Consider the following 13287-nt stretch of genomic DNA (forward strand, 5'->3'; position numbering starts at 1 on the left):
CGACGATCGTCCCGTCAACGGCAGGCAGCGGGCAGCGTACCGTTACGCACCGCCGCGCGATAGGCGCGCGTGCCGTGCTTTGGGCACGGCGTCCGTTCGGGCGGAACGACGACGGTGACATTTTCGTTTCCGACTGTATCGAACGGAATGGAGATACCGCCGCCGCTTGCATTGGCATCCGGCACGGTGCCTGGCGGCATGCCACCGAAGCGGCCGGAATAGTCCATATCACCGAGGGCCTGGGAGAAGGCCGGAGCGGCGAAACCGAGGAGAATGATCGAGGCTGCTGCAATCAAGTTACGCATGACCATATTCCTTTTATCTGGCCGATATGAAACGAGATTTCGAAGCGCATCGTTCCAGCCGATCCGGCCGTCGGTGAAAAAATCCGGCACTGGTTAATCTAGGAAAGGTAGCCGCGGATTTCCATCCGGCGACTGGTGTTGCCGGATGGATTCATCAACTCTCAAAATGCGATCGATTCGTTGACGAAGAAGGTGCGCTGCTCGCCCATGAACCTGCCGCCATTATTATCTTTCGAGCGGGTAAATAATCGCTCGGCGAATAGCTTCTTCGCGCCGAAGCAATTGTTGCGCTTTCAAAGATCGGCTTTCAGACGAACTGGCTGAGGCCGGGAACGGAAGCAACGACCTGATCGACCACTTCTTCGCCGGCATGTTCCTTGGCGATGGCGATGGTTTCCTTGGCAAGGGAGGTGATCTCGCTCATGCCAAGGCCTTCGCTCATCAGTTGCTGGCCGAGACCCATGATGCCGCCGGCGCCGAGCGCACTCATGAGGCCGCCGAGCAGGCCGCCACCACCGCCGGCCCCTTCGCCGTTGAACTGGGCAACGAGTTCGGTGGCACCGGGGATCTTTTCGATCATCTCGGCGACAGGGCCGTCGGCCGCCTCGCGCTGCAGGAAGCCGAGCATCATGCCGAGCGCCTTTTCGGCCAGCTCAGGCGAAATGCCCACACGATTGGCAATTTCAGTCACAATCTCATTCATCGTCTGCCTCCTGTTTTTACGTTAACGTCAACGTAATCGAATTGACACGACTACTCAAGCTGCCCGTTCCGACGTTTCCATTGCCGCTTTGCCTTTTGACGCAAACAGTTGTCCGCATCCTGTCGCCTGCTTATAACAGACAAACGATAATTGCATGAATGTGCGGAAAGAGGCGCATATTCGGAACTGAGCGGCGGCATCGACCGAGGAGATATTCTTTCATGCTCGAGGACGGCAAGATTTTCATCGGCGCAAGCCGCAATCCTGATGACAGCATCAACAAGGGCGAATATCTCGACCTCAGGTTCGGCAACCGCCACGGGCTCGTGACCGGCGCCACCGGTACCGGCAAGACGGTGACGCTGCAGGTGCTGGCGGAAGGCTTTGCGAAAGCCGGCGTGCCGGTTTTCGCCGCCGACATCAAGGGTGACCTCTCGGGCATCGCCGCCAAGGGCGAGCCGAAGGATTTTCTCACCAAGCGCGCCCAGCAGATCGGCTTTGACGATTACGAGTTCGAGCAGTTCCCGGTCATCTTCTGGGATCTGTTCGGCGAAAAGGGTCATCGGGTGCGCACGACTGTCGCCGAGATGGGACCGCTGCTGCTTGCCCGCCTGATGGATGCTTCCGAGCCGCAGGAAGGCGTCATCAACATCGCCTTCAAGATCGCCGACAAAGCCGGCCTGCCGCTGCTCGACCTCAAGGATTTCACCGCGCTGCTCAACTATATGGGCGAGAACGCGTCGGAACTTTCCAGCCAGTTCGGCCTCATCTCCAAGGCCTCGGTCGGCTCGATCCAGCGCGCGCTGCTGGTGTTGGAACAGCAGGGGGCCGAACATTTCTTCGGCGAACCGGCGCTGAAGATTTCCGACATCATGCGCACCGCAAACAACGGCTATGGGCAGATCTCCGTTCTTGCCGCCGACAAGCTGATGATGAACCCGCGCCTCTATGCCACCTTCCTGCTGTGGCTGCTCTCCGAACTCTTCGAGGAACTGCCGGAGGTGGGCGATCCCGAGAAGCCGAAGCTCGTCTTCTTCTTCGACGAAGCCCATCTGCTCTTCAACGATGCGCCAAAGGTGCTGATCGAGCGTGTGGAGCAGGTCGTGCGGCTGATCCGTTCAAAGGGTGTGGGCGTCTATTTCGTCACGCAGAACCCGCTCGACGTGCCGGAAACTGTGCTCGCCCAACTCGGCAACCGCCTGCAGCACGCGCTGCGCGCCTATTCGCCGCGCGAGCAGAAGGCGGTGAAGACGGCAGCCGACACCTTCCGCCCCAACCCGGCCTTCGATTGCGCCACCGTCATCACCAATCTCGGCACCGGCGAGGCACTCGTCTCGACGCTGGAAGCCAAAGGTGCGCCGTCGATCGTCGAGCGCACGCTGATCCGCCCGCCATCCGCCCGCGTCGGGCCTGTGACGGATGCCGAGCGTCAGCTGGTCATGGACCACAGCCCCGTGCTCGGCGTCTATGACGAGGACGTGGACCGCGAATCCGCCTTCGAGATGCTCGCTGCCCGTGCCCGGAAGGCGGCCGATTCCGACGCTGCCAAGCGGGCGCAGGAACAGGCACCGCAGGAGGGCAACACCACGTCAGGCTGGACCCTGCCCGGATTTGGCGGCAACGATGACGACAAGGCTCAGCCGCGCGGCCGCTCCGGCTATCAGCGCGAAACGGTCATGGAAGCGGCGATGAAGAGTGTCGCACGCACAGTGGCGACACAGGTCGGCCGGGCACTGGTGCGCGGAATCCTGGGTAGCCTGAAGCGGTAGGAAAGCATGGCGCGATCTCTCGGATCCGCCGCCGCTTTAAGTCAGTCGGGCGCGGCCGGCATCGCAGAACGGCTGCGCACTCTTGTGCAACCAGCTTTGATCAGCGCTTGCGGACAAATTCTGTGCGCAGGACCAGCCCCTTGATCGTGTCGTGGCGGCAGTCGATCTCTTCCGGATTGTCTGTCAGACGGATCGAGCGGATGACCGTACCCTGCTTCAGGGTCTGATTGGCGCCCTTTACCTTCAGGTCCTTGATGAGCGTAACGGAATCGCCGTCCTTCAACACGTTTCCGGAGGCGTCGCGAACCTCGGACACGGCCTGCGCAGCTGCGGCCATCTCTGAAGCCGGACGCCATTCGCCCGTCGCCTCGTCATAAACATACTCGTCGTCACCGCCTGCCATGATACTCGTCCCCGATCAGGAATTGCCTCAGTCTGTCGACGGCCGCTTATACGATCACACATTGCTGTGCAACCGCGGCGGCAATTGGCGGGCGTGACGCGTCAGGTCGTAATGCAGGCGGGTTTAGAGCGGCCGCGACATGAAGACTTCGGTATGGCTGATTTCGGCCGGAACCTCGTGAAAAGGCGAACAGTGAACGAAGCCGAAGGCTTCGTAGAGGGAGACTGCACTCTTCAAATAGGCGGCGGTATTGACGAGCATGGTGGTGCGTTTGCTCTCTTTCGCCTCATCGAGCACCCTCTGCATCAGCAGATTGCCGACGCCGCGGCCACGAAAAGCGGGATCAACGTAGAATTTATGGATCTCCATGGCATCCGCCTCGAACGGCGCGAGCGCGATGCAGCCAGCCGGCGCGCCCTGCCATCTGGCAAGAAACATCATGGCATCATCGGATCCGTATTTCCGGGCGAGGCTTTCATGCGTTTCGCCGTGGAAAAGCGTCATGACGATCTCGGCGGGGATACCACGGTCGCGGCCGAGCTCCACATCCAATGCGCCGAGCGCATCGCAGAAGCCGGCGATGATGATGAAATCCTCTGTACTGCCTGCCCTGGATACGGAAATCATCCCTCGTCCCCCGATCCGGATGATGATGGTCGTTCATAGCATTTGCGCGCGTCCGGCGCCATGATGATCCCTCGTCCTCAAGCCCTCGTCCGCCATCCCTTGTCTGCAGCCCCAAGCAATGGTATTTCCTCTCCTGCAACCGAGAAAGAAAGGAGGGCTGCGCGTGAATATATACTTCCGGCATCATCGCCAGCGTGGCCCAGTCAACGCCCTGCAGATGCGTTTGCAGGGCTGACCAGAGACCGTTTCTCGCAAATCTCTTCCTGGTCCGCCCTTTGTGGCATTGCTGCGCCTGAATTCGACGTCTCAGCCGCATGCATCTCTCAATCCGCAAGGCATGGCGCGCATTTCCGTCGATGGCTGAAAGCCCCGGATCCGCGTCTTCGCCTGACAAGGCCAGGATCAGATCATGACCCTCATCAATATCCGCAATCTCGGCATCGTGCTGTCCGCGCCGCTGTTTTCGAAGCTCAATCTCGTCGTCAATGCCGGCGACCGGATCGGTCTCGTGGCGGCCAACGGGCGCGGCAAATCCACCCTCCTCAGGCTCATGACGGGTGCGCTGGAGGCGACCGAAGGCGACATCACCAGGGCGCGCGGGCTGACGATCGGCCATGTGGAACAAAACGTGCCATCAGCGCTTTTCGATGCCACCTTCCGCAACGCCATCCTGCACGCCCTTCCGCCTGACCAGGCCGACAGCGAAAGCTGGCGCGCCGATGTCGTGCTGGAATCGCTCGACGTGCCGGAGGAGCTGCGCGAGCGGCCGCTCCGGCAGCTCAGCGGCGGATGGCAGCGGCTGGCGTTGATCGGCCGCACCTGGGTGAACGAGCCTGATGTGCTGCTGCTCGACGAACCAACCAACCATCTCGATCTCGAAAAGATCGCGCAGCTCGAAAACTGGCTGAACATGCTGCCTCGCGATACGCCCGTCATCATTTCCAGCCACGACCGCGCCTTCCTCGATGCAACGACCAACCGGACGCTCTTCCTGCGGCCGGAGCAATCGCCCGTCTTTTCCCTGCCTTACAGCCGGGCGCGCGCCGCCCTCGACGAGGCGGATGCCTCCGACGCGCGGCGCTATGAGAAGGAGATGAAGACGGTCGAGCAGCTTCGAAAACAGGCGGCAAAGCTCAACAATATCGGCATCAATTCCGGCAGCGACCTGCTGGTGGTCAAAACGAAGCAGCTGAAGCAGCGCGCCGAGAAGCTTGAAGAGGCTGCCAGGCCCGCTCATCTTGAGCGTTCGGCCGGCGCGATCCGGCTCTCCAATCGCGGCACGCATGCCAAGGTTCTGGTGACCCTCGAAGATGCCGAAGTCACGACGCCTGACGGCACCCTGCTCTTCCGTACGGGAAAGCAGTTCATCTGCCAGGGTGACCGCATCGTGCTGCTCGGCCTCAACGGCGCCGGCAAGTCGCGGCTGGTCTCCATGCTCAGGGCAGCAATCGCCGAGCCTGAAACGGCAAAAGCCGGCATAAAGGCAACGCCGTCGCTGGTACTCGGCTACGGCGACCAGCTCCTTGCCGATCTCAGCGACGCCGACACGCCGCTGCAGACGATCATCCGCCGCTTCGATGTCGGCGATCAGCGGGCGCGCGCGCTGCTTGCCGGCGCCGGCATGACGATCGATATGCAGGGCAGGCCGGTAAAACTGCTTTCAGGCGGTCAGAAGGCGCGGCTCGGCATGCTGGTACTCAGGCTGACTCAACCAAATTTCTACCTGCTCGACGAGCCCACCAACCATCTCGACATCGACGGGCAGGAGGCGCTGGAAAGCGAGCTGATGGCGCAGGAGGCAAGCTGCCTGCTCGTCTCGCATGACCGCAGTTTCGTGCGCGCGGTCGGCAACCGCTTCTGGCTGATCGAACGGAAGAAGCTGGTGGAAGTGGAGAACCCTGAAGGATTTTTTGCAAGCGTAGGGGCTGGGTAACGGGGCTTGGGGACTGCTTTTCGTCTTCCGGCGTGCCGTGCGGCCCCCTCATCCGACCCTTCGGGCCACGTTCTCCCCGCTGGGGAGAAGGCAAGAATGCGCGGGCTCGGCAACGTCCCTTCTCCCCGGCGGGGAGAAGGTGCCGGCAGGCGGATGAGGGGGCCGCACGGCACCTCTTACCCGTGTCACTGCTGCATTCGTCGAGCTACCGCTTGCCCGCAGACAGGCAGAAATACGCCCCCTGCGGATCCATTCCCTGGCAGACCCAGCCGCCGGGAACTTCCATGGGACCGTTGACGACTTTGCCGCCGCCGGCATTGACGCGCTCGATCGCCGCATCGAGCGCCGGCACGGTGAAATAGTAGGACCAGAAGGCCATCTTGACTTCCGGCGGGCGGGTCATCATGCCGCCTGTCTGTTTTCCGTGCACGGCAAAGATGTGGTAGACGCCCATAGGCCCCATGTCGAAATCCTGATCCTTCGTCCAGCCGAAGCGCTTGGAATAAAAGTCGAAGGCCTTGGCGCCATCATTGGCGTAGAGTTCACGCCAGCCGACATGACCGGGCGTGTCGAAAGGAAGCTCCGGCGGCGGATTTTCCATCGGCAGCGGGGTCATGATGCAGAGCACAGCTCCATCAGGATCGGCCACGACCGCAAAGCGGCCGATGCCCGGAATATCCGCCGGCTGGCGGCGAACGGTACCGCCATTCGCCGCAAAGTCGCGCGCCGACTGGTCGACATCGTCGACGGCGACATAACCGGTCCAGTTCGGCGGAATGCCCTGGCCTTCCAGTTCCGCCGGAAATGGCATCATACCGGCGACCCTGACGCCGTTCGCTTCAAAGATCGTGTATTCAGGCTGGTCTGCTGCCGGCATCTTGCTCGCCGTCCAGCCGACGACCGAACCATAAAATTTCGCCGCCGCATCTGGGTCCGGCGTCATCAGTTCGCACCATATGAACTTCCCATGCGTATTGGACATCGTGTCCTCCTCGGTCCACGCTTGAGTTCTGTCTCTCTGCTTTTTTTACGCAATTCCGGTCCCCAAAATTGCTCTCGCACCTTTGCTGGAATTGCTCTTGATGTGCCCGGCGATTTCAGCCCTTGCGGGTGTATCTGGCTTCCATGAACTGTTTCCAGGTTCCATCCGGCTCCCTCGTGCTCGATGTGAAGGTTCTCACATCGTTGTCTAGGAAGGTGATTTGCTCGCGATAGTCAGCAAGGCCGCTATCATCGAAAGCTGGCCCCCTTGTATAAAGCGACAGGACATTGCCTGACGGCTCAACCTCGCCTTCATAAGTCCACATGTAATCCATCATGGAGCCGATCCAGCTGCCGACATACTTGCCCTTGCTTGGGTCGTAGCCGAGGGTGAGCATGGTGGTCGCTTGCTTGCCATCCGCCATCTCGCCGCTGCCTTCAGCAATGAACCAGATGCCTTGTAGAGAACGCACCTCCTCTTCCCAGGGCTTCTGGCCGGTCATGTCGGACGATGTCACAGTCCATCGGCCGACCATTTTCTCCAGGAAGGCATGCTCCTTCAGCACTTCCGCAGTCTTCATCGTCCTTCTCCTCGGGATGATGGGTGGCTGGCTAGATGCTTCATGCAATTCCGAACGCAAGACCGCGCAGCGCTTTTGCTGGGCCTGCGCTAGTGGCAGGATGAGGCCCGGGGGGCATCCTCATATTCATCGTGGCGCTTCACGAAATCCATGGTCGAATCTTCGTTGCGACCCTTGGGGGCATGATCCAGGATCATCAGCGTACCGAGGATTTCTTCCGCGCCTCGGGCATAGCTCGAATAGGTATGGAACACTTCGCCCTTGTCATTTTTATAAAAGGCGGAAAGTCCCGGCAGTTCGTCATTGGCGTCAGAGGGCGCTATCGGAGAGAAATTGTAAAAGACCTTGTCTTTGGCAAGGTCCTCAGGCGTGAAAGATACGTGATAATCGAAATTGAAATCGCTGCCGAAGGACGAAACCCAGGGGAATTTCCAGCCCATGCGCTTCTTGTAAGCTTCGATCTTGGCAAGCGGGGCGCGGGCGACCGCAACGAGGGTAACGTCGTGATGGTTGAGGTGGGGTAGCGTGCCGTCCAGATGATCGGCGAGGAACGAGCAGCCCGGGCAGCCGGCCTCCCATTCGGGACCGAACATGAAGTGATAGACCATCAGCTGGCTGCGGCCGTCGAACAGGTCGGCGAGCGATTTCGGCCCCTGCGGCGTGTCGAACGTGTAGTCCTTATCCACTTTCACCCATGGCAAAGCCATACGCTCGGCATTCAGCTTGTCTCTCAGATGGGTCGCCTCTTTTTCCTTCAGCAGCAAAGCTCGGCGGGCTTCGAGCCATTCCTCGCGGGAGACGACGGGATTTTGAGCTACCTTGTTCAGCATGATCTGCGCCCTCCTCCGGCGCGCCGGTATTTTCCGGCAGATAGGCTCCTCTTCTTGACTAAATATATTGATATCAATAGAAATAGATCATGTCAAACGTGATCACGATTCCTTTTTCCACGACGCTTCTGGTGCGGGATACATGCCTGTGCCTGCACGTACAGCGAGCCGCTCGTGCACTCGCAAGGCTGTTCGACGATGCGCTGCGGCCGGTCGGCCTCACCAACGGACAGTTCTCCCTGCTGATGTCCCTGAACCGGCCAGAGCCGCCGCCGATGGGACCCGTCGCAAGCCTGCTCGCCATGGACCAGACGACGCTGACGGCGGCACTGAAACCCCTGCAGCGAAAGGGGTACGTCGATATCATACCCAACCCGAGAGACCGGCGCGGCCGCCTGCTCCGCCTGACGGAGGACGGGCGGGCCGTGCTGCAAAAGGCGCTGCCGATATGGGAAAACACACATGCGGCGCTGGAAGCGAAATTGCCTGAGGGCAACGGGGACGAGCTGCGGCGGGACCTGCAGTACCTGGCCTGATCTTGCAAGGCTGGGATTTGACAACTGCAAAATAAGCCACAAAAAAGCCTCTTGACTTAGAGTGCGCTCGAAGCCGTAGCTTCCTTTGCGTCGTGACGAGAACAGGTGTCTCATGAAGATCAGTGACCTCGCGAAACGGTGCGGTTTGTCGGCTCATACGCTGCGTTATTACGAGCGTATCGGCCTGCTCCCCTATGCCGACCGCGATCGATCCGGACAACGTGACTACGACGCTTCAATCCTTTCCTGGATCGAGTTTCTTGGTCGTCTGAAGACGACCGGCATGCCGATCCGAGACATGCTGCTTTACGCAAAGCTTGCCGATAGCGGGAAAGTCACTTTCAGCGAGCGTCGCAAGTTGCTCGAAGTGCATCGTGAGCGTGTCCGGGCCAATCTGGCCGATCTCGAAGCCTGCCTTCGCGTCCTCGACGGCAAAATCGCCTCCTATGCGGAGGCGGAAGAAAGGATGAGAGATGACAAACGGAACATTGCAGACACGCCGGCTCGGGCAAGGGCTTGAGGTCGGATCGATCGGCCTCGGCTGCATGGGCATGAACTGGGCCTATGGGGCAACGGAAGCAGACAAGGGCGAGGCAATCGCCACGATCCATCAAGCGCTCGAGCGCGGCGTGACCCTGCTCGATACCGCCGATGCCTATGGCCCACACACCAACGAAGAACTCGTGGGTGGGGCGATCAGAGGTCGGCGCGAGCAGGTGGTGCTGGCAACCAAGTTCGGCCTCGTACGCGGAATAAAAGCAATACCTGGCGTCAGCGCCCAGACAGTCAATGGGCGGCCCGAATATGCCAAAGCCTCCTGCGATGGGTCGTTGCGGCGCCTCGGCGTCGACCACATCGATCTCTATTACCTGCACCGCGTCGACCCCAATACGCCGATCGAGGACACGGTCGGGGCGATGAAGGAACTCGTCGAAGCCGGCAAGGTCAGGCATATCGGATTGTCGGAGGCCAGCCCGGAAACGATCCGCCGGGCGCATGCCGTGCATCCCGTCACCGCCGTTCAGAGCGAATATTCGCTGTGGTCCCGCGAGCCTGAAGACGGGGTGCTGGAGACGCTGCGTGAACTCGGGATCGGGCTTGTCGCCTATTCGCCGCTCGGGCGCGGCTTCCTGTCCGGCGCCATCAAATCCGTCGACGATCTTGCACCCGATGACTATCGGCGGACCTCACCGCGGTTCATGGGCGACAATTTCCAGCGGAACCTCGAGCTCGTCGCCGTCGTCGAGGAGATTGCGCGCCGCAAGGGCGTAACGCCGGCGCAGCTGGCGCTTGCCTGGGTGATGGCGCAGGGCGACGATATCGTGCCGATACCCGGCACCCGCCGCCGCACCCGGCTGGACGAGAATCTTGGAGCGGCCGCCGTTGATCTGACACCTGGGGATCTCGAGGAAATCGCAAGCGTCCTGCCCCGCGCTGTCGGAGATCGCTACGGCGAAATCGGCATGCGCGAGCTCAACGGATAGACATCCGAAAAGCACGAAGTCTTCTCCCCACCTCTCGGGGAGAAGACACAGCGTTGTCGTGACGATCAGCGCGTCAGGTCGAGGGCTGCCGTCAGGTTGCCCATCGGCGGCTCGTTGTTCAGCGCAAGCGCCTTGTCGCGCGCGAGCAGGCCCGGCAGCACCGGCAGGTCGTAGCGGGCCGTGATCAGCCGCAGGATCGAGGTCGTGTCATATTGCGTGTGATCGACCATGCCGCCCTTGGCGTAAGGCGAGATGATGAAGGCCGGAATGCGGTTGCCCGGCCCCCAGCGGTCGGCCTTCGGCGGCGCGACGTGATCCCAGAAGCCGCCGTTTTCGTCATAAGTGACAATCACGAGCATGTGGCCCCATTGCGGGCTGTTTTCGAGATGCGAAACGAGATCGGCGAGGTGCTGGTCACCGCTCGATAAATCGGCATAACCGCCATGTTCGTTGAGATTGCCCTGCGGCTTATAGAAGGAAACGGCCGGGAGTTTGCCGTCGTCGATATCCTTGATGAAGGCTTCGCCGCCGAGACCGCCGTCCTTCAGGTGCTCTGCGCGGGCTGCCGTGCCCGGCGCGAAGTTGGCGAAATAGTTGAAGGGCTGATGGTGGAACTGGAAGTTCGGCACCGGCGTAGCGTTCTTGCCGTCAAGCGCTGCCTGCCACGCACCGCTATACCATGCCCATGTGACTCCCTTCAGCGACAGGAGGTCGCCGATGGTAATCTCGTGCTGCGGCGGCAGGGTGTTCGGCTGCGACGGGTCGGCATAGGCCGCATCGCCATCCTTGGCCGGGGCGTTGACGCTCGGCTGGTAAGGTGGCTGCATGGTGTTGACGGCATAGAAATCCGGCGTGAGGTTGCCGTCGGAGACGAATTTCGGAGCGCCTTCGAGAGCCGACTTCGGTCCGTTTTCGGCCGGAATCAGCGAAACGCCGTCGGCATCGACCTTGGCGATCGTCGGCTTGGCCGGACTCTTGTCGGCATCAGCATAATAAGGAGCGCAGGCGCAGACCAATGCGAAATGGTTGAGGAAGGAGCCCCCGAAGGCGCCCTGGAAGAAGTTGTCGGCGAGGACGTATTTCTTGGCGACCTGCCACATGGGCAAGATCGAGCCGTCATAATGGCCCATGACGAGGCTGCCGGAATCGGCCCAAGCGACGAACTTGTCGTTCTTGCCGCCATCGATCTGCATCTGCTCCTGGTAGAAGCGGTGCCAGAGGTCGCGGGTGATGACGTTTGGCGCCTGCGCGAAGCCCTTGGGATCGTCGATCGAGAAGGTGGCATTGGGAAGATGAGCGGACTGTGCCTCTGTGATGGCGGGCGTCACGCCCTTGGCGGTCAGGCCACCCCAGGCGGGCGGCAGTTCGGCGAGTGGCGTGCCGTCGCGATCGAGCTGGCGGGCCTGGCTTTCGCTGACGTTGGAAAGACCATTGGCGCCCGGGAAGCTGCCATAGAGGTTATCGAAACTGCGGTTTTCGGCGTAGATGACGACGATATTCTGGATCTTGTCCATACCGGCGGGTGCGGCATGGGCAGCCGTGGCGAACGCCAGCGGCAGCATGGCCGAACCGGCCAGCGAAAGATTACGGAGGAGCTTCAGTCTGGTCATGCGGGAAACCTCATGGCTAAGGGGGCGTGGCTAGAGGAGCATACGGCGGAAATGCAATGGCCGAGCGCAAGCGCGACGCTATTCCCGCCGTCTATCAATTTGTGACATATGGCAGCTTGCCGCAACGGTTCGGAGGTGCGCGTCATCAATCTGTTGCAGTCAGGTTCGATTATGACAATGGACAATGTTAACCCATTGGAATCCCTGACATGACGGCAAAGAATATCTGGCTCCTGCGATCCGGTCTGGCGCTCGGTTTGGCTGCGTCAGCAATCGGTTTCAGCCTCTTGCCCCTGCGGCAAAGCAGCGCGGCTACTACCGGGGGCACACACCCCGGTCCCATGTCGCGAGCGGAAGCCTATGCCCGCGCCCAATCCCTTACGGAACTCGGCCGCAAGATGTTCTTCGATGCCTCGCTATCAGCCTCCGGCAAGCAGGCCTGCGCCTCATGTCACGATCCTCATCACGGTTTCACCCCGGCGACTGCAACGCCGGTCGAAATGGGCGGACCAGATATGGACCAGCCTGGCCTGCGCGCCGTGCCGACGCTGCGCTATCTGCAGGCGACCCCTTCGTTCACCGAGCATTTCTACGATTCCGAGGATGAAGGCGACGAGAGCGTCGACAACGGGCCGACTGGCGGTTTGACCTGGGATGGGCGCGTGGACCATGGCTCCGACCAGGCGAAGATCCCGCTGCTTTCACCTTTCGAAATGGGCAACAAGAACGAAGCCCAAGTCGTCGCAGCGCTCAGCAAGACAGCCTATGCCAATGATTTCAGGGCAATTTTCGGTCAGGATATCTTTGGCAATGTCGGGGATGCCTTCCAGGGTGCGGTTGAGGCACTCAGTACTTTCGAGCAGAGCGGCGCGGACTTCTATCCCTATTCCAGCCGCTATGACGCCTTTCTTGCCGGCAAGGGCACGTTGACGGCACAGGAACTTCATGGGCGCGACCTCTTCGAAGATCCGGCGAAGGGCAACTGTTCGAGCTGCCATCTGAGCGAGCCCGCCAACGACGGCGAGCCACCGCAATTTTCCGACTTCGGCTTCCTCGGGCTCGCGGTGCCGCGCAACATGGCAATCCCGGCCAACGCCGATTCCGATTATCACGATCTCGGCCTTTGCGGCCCGCAGCGGACAGACTTCAAGGACCGGCCGGAATATTGCGGCCTGTTCCGAACGCCGACGCTGCGCAATGTGGCGCTGAAGAAGAGCTTCTTCCACAATGGCTATTTCCACTCGCTGCGCGATGTCGTTTCCTTCTACGCCACACGCGACAGCGATCCGGGCCGCTGGTACCCTAGGAATGCCGACGGCACGATCCGCAAATATGATGATGTTCCGCAAGCCTATTGGGCCAATCTCAACCAGGACCCGCCTTTCGGACGTAAGCCCAGCGACCCGCCGGCGCTGACGGAATCGGAGATCGACGACATCGTCGCCTTCTTGGGCACGCTGACGGATGCGGACCAGCTGCCCGGATCGGAACAGCAAGCGGCACATTAGAGGCAAACGAAAAAGGC

General features: G+C 60.9%; 14 protein-coding genes. 6 read left to right on the forward strand and 8 right to left on the reverse strand.

Going from position 1 to position 13287, the window contains the following annotated elements; translation table 11 throughout:
- Window positions 1-14 precede the first annotated feature (14 nt).
- Together FHX08_RS12200 and FHX08_RS12205 are read right to left on the reverse strand one after the other, a co-directional pair.
- Complete coding sequence (locus FHX08_RS12200; RefSeq protein WP_132652152.1) at window positions 15-305, reverse strand: hypothetical protein; 291 nt, start codon at window positions 303-305, stop codon at window positions 15-17.
- Window positions 306-612: 307 nt separating this feature from the next.
- Window positions 613-1008 (reverse strand): hypothetical protein, encoded by a 396-nt coding sequence (locus FHX08_RS12205; RefSeq protein WP_132652153.1) that lies wholly within the window; start codon window positions 1006-1008, stop codon window positions 613-615.
- 221 nt (window positions 1009-1229) lie between these two features.
- Between FHX08_RS12205 and FHX08_RS12210 the strand changes: the two genes are divergently transcribed.
- Window positions 1230-2777, forward strand: a complete 1548-nt coding sequence (locus FHX08_RS12210; protein ID WP_132652154.1) for a helicase HerA-like C-terminal domain-containing protein — start codon at window positions 1230-1232, stop codon at window positions 2775-2777.
- 100 nt (window positions 2778-2877) lie between these two features.
- Here FHX08_RS12210 and FHX08_RS12215 read toward each other — a convergent pair whose 3' ends face one another.
- Window positions 2878-3180, reverse strand: a complete 303-nt coding sequence (locus tag FHX08_RS12215) for an alkylphosphonate utilization protein (RefSeq protein WP_132652155.1) — start codon at window positions 3178-3180, stop codon at window positions 2878-2880.
- 123 nt (window positions 3181-3303) lie between these two features.
- Window positions 3304-3807, reverse strand: coding sequence for a GNAT family N-acetyltransferase (locus FHX08_RS12220; protein WP_132652156.1), 504 nt, complete (start codon window positions 3805-3807; stop codon window positions 3304-3306).
- A gap of 409 nt (window positions 3808-4216) precedes the next feature.
- Here FHX08_RS12220 and FHX08_RS12225 point away from each other — a divergent pair, with 409 nt between their 5' ends.
- Window positions 4217-5740 carry an ABC-F family ATP-binding cassette domain-containing protein gene (locus tag FHX08_RS12225; protein WP_132652157.1) on the forward strand — a complete coding sequence of 508 codons (1524 nt, stop codon included), beginning with the start codon at window positions 4217-4219 and terminating at the stop codon, window positions 5738-5740.
- A gap of 205 nt (window positions 5741-5945) precedes the next feature.
- Here the strand turns inward: FHX08_RS12225 and FHX08_RS12230 are convergent, their stop codons facing one another.
- The 3 genes from FHX08_RS12230 to FHX08_RS12240 form a co-directional block, all read right to left on the reverse strand.
- Window positions 5946-6722, reverse strand: coding sequence for a VOC family protein (locus tag FHX08_RS12230; RefSeq protein WP_132652158.1), 777 nt, complete (start codon window positions 6720-6722; stop codon window positions 5946-5948).
- A 115-nt stretch (window positions 6723-6837) separates the two neighbouring features.
- Window positions 6838-7302 carry a DUF1579 domain-containing protein gene (locus FHX08_RS12235; protein ID WP_132652159.1) on the reverse strand — a complete coding sequence of 155 codons (465 nt, stop codon included), beginning with the start codon at window positions 7300-7302 and terminating at the stop codon, window positions 6838-6840.
- Window positions 7303-7391: 89 nt separating this feature from the next.
- Complete coding sequence (locus tag FHX08_RS12240) at window positions 7392-8132, reverse strand: DUF899 domain-containing protein (RefSeq protein ID WP_132652160.1); 741 nt, start codon at window positions 8130-8132, stop codon at window positions 7392-7394.
- A gap of 89 nt (window positions 8133-8221) precedes the next feature.
- On the opposite strand from FHX08_RS12240, the gene FHX08_RS12245 reads away from it, so the two are divergent.
- The 3 genes from FHX08_RS12245 (at window position 8222) to FHX08_RS12255 (ending at window position 10152) form a co-directional block, all read left to right on the forward strand.
- A complete protein-coding gene (locus tag FHX08_RS12245) occupies window positions 8222-8668 on the forward strand; it encodes a MarR family winged helix-turn-helix transcriptional regulator (RefSeq protein ID WP_132652161.1) in 447 nt (148 codons plus the stop codon).
- Window positions 8669-8780: 112 nt separating this feature from the next.
- Window positions 8781-9188, forward strand: a complete 408-nt coding sequence (locus FHX08_RS12250) for a MerR family transcriptional regulator (RefSeq protein ID WP_132652162.1) — start codon at window positions 8781-8783, stop codon at window positions 9186-9188.
- The gene (locus FHX08_RS12255; protein ID WP_165911871.1) at window positions 9157-10152 is read left to right on the forward strand and encodes an aldo/keto reductase; all 996 of its coding nucleotides are present in this window, start codon (window positions 9157-9159) and stop codon (window positions 10150-10152) included. The genes FHX08_RS12250 and FHX08_RS12255 overlap by 32 nt, the downstream gene beginning before the upstream one ends.
- A gap of 65 nt (window positions 10153-10217) precedes the next feature.
- Here FHX08_RS12255 and FHX08_RS12260 read toward each other — a convergent pair whose 3' ends face one another.
- Window positions 10218-11762 carry an acid phosphatase gene (locus FHX08_RS12260; RefSeq protein ID WP_184327209.1) on the reverse strand — a complete coding sequence of 515 codons (1545 nt, stop codon included), beginning with the start codon at window positions 11760-11762 and terminating at the stop codon, window positions 10218-10220.
- A 209-nt stretch (window positions 11763-11971) separates the two neighbouring features.
- Between FHX08_RS12260 and FHX08_RS12265 the strand changes: the two genes are divergently transcribed.
- Entirely contained in the window at window positions 11972-13270 is a 1299-nt protein-coding gene (locus FHX08_RS12265; RefSeq protein ID WP_132652165.1) for a cytochrome-c peroxidase, read from the forward strand.
- Window positions 13271-13287: the final 17 nt, after the last annotated feature.

Origin of the sequence: Rhizobium sp. BK529 (assembly GCF_014194105.1) — a bacterium.
Taxonomy (GTDB): Bacteria; Pseudomonadota; Alphaproteobacteria; order Rhizobiales; family Rhizobiaceae; genus Rhizobium.

Excerpts from the sequence above, each read along its gene's own strand:
- FHX08_RS12240 (WP_132652160.1), bottom strand. The coding sequence starts at position 8,132 with ATGCTGAACAAGGTAGCTCAAAATCCCGTCGTCTCCCGCGAGGAATGG.
- FHX08_RS12200 (WP_132652152.1), bottom strand. The coding sequence starts at position 305 with ATGCGTAACTTGATTGCAGCAGCCTCGATCATTCTCCTCGGTTTCGCC.
- FHX08_RS12220 (WP_132652156.1), bottom strand. The coding sequence starts at position 3,807 with ATGATTTCCGTATCCAGGGCAGGCAGTACAGAGGATTTCATCATCATC.
- FHX08_RS12215 (WP_132652155.1), bottom strand. The coding sequence starts at position 3,180 with ATGGCAGGCGGTGACGACGAGTATGTTTATGACGAGGCGACGGGCGAA.
- FHX08_RS12225 (WP_132652157.1), top strand. The coding sequence starts at position 4,217 with ATGACCCTCATCAATATCCGCAATCTCGGCATCGTGCTGTCCGCGCCG.
- FHX08_RS12250 (WP_132652162.1), top strand. The coding sequence starts at position 8,781 with ATGAAGATCAGTGACCTCGCGAAACGGTGCGGTTTGTCGGCTCATACG.
- FHX08_RS12235 (WP_132652159.1), bottom strand. The coding sequence starts at position 7,302 with ATGAAGACTGCGGAAGTGCTGAAGGAGCATGCCTTCCTGGAGAAAATG.
- FHX08_RS12260 (WP_184327209.1), bottom strand. The coding sequence starts at position 11,762 with ATGACCAGACTGAAGCTCCTCCGTAATCTTTCGCTGGCCGGTTCGGCC.
- FHX08_RS12230 (WP_132652158.1), bottom strand. The coding sequence starts at position 6,722 with ATGTCCAATACGCATGGGAAGTTCATATGGTGCGAACTGATGACGCCG.
- FHX08_RS12245 (WP_132652161.1), top strand. The coding sequence starts at position 8,222 with ATGTCAAACGTGATCACGATTCCTTTTTCCACGACGCTTCTGGTGCGG.
- FHX08_RS12210 (WP_132652154.1), top strand. The coding sequence starts at position 1,230 with ATGCTCGAGGACGGCAAGATTTTCATCGGCGCAAGCCGCAATCCTGAT.
- FHX08_RS12265 (WP_132652165.1), top strand. The coding sequence starts at position 11,972 with ATGACGGCAAAGAATATCTGGCTCCTGCGATCCGGTCTGGCGCTCGGT.
- FHX08_RS12205 (WP_132652153.1), bottom strand. The coding sequence starts at position 1,008 with ATGAATGAGATTGTGACTGAAATTGCCAATCGTGTGGGCATTTCGCCT.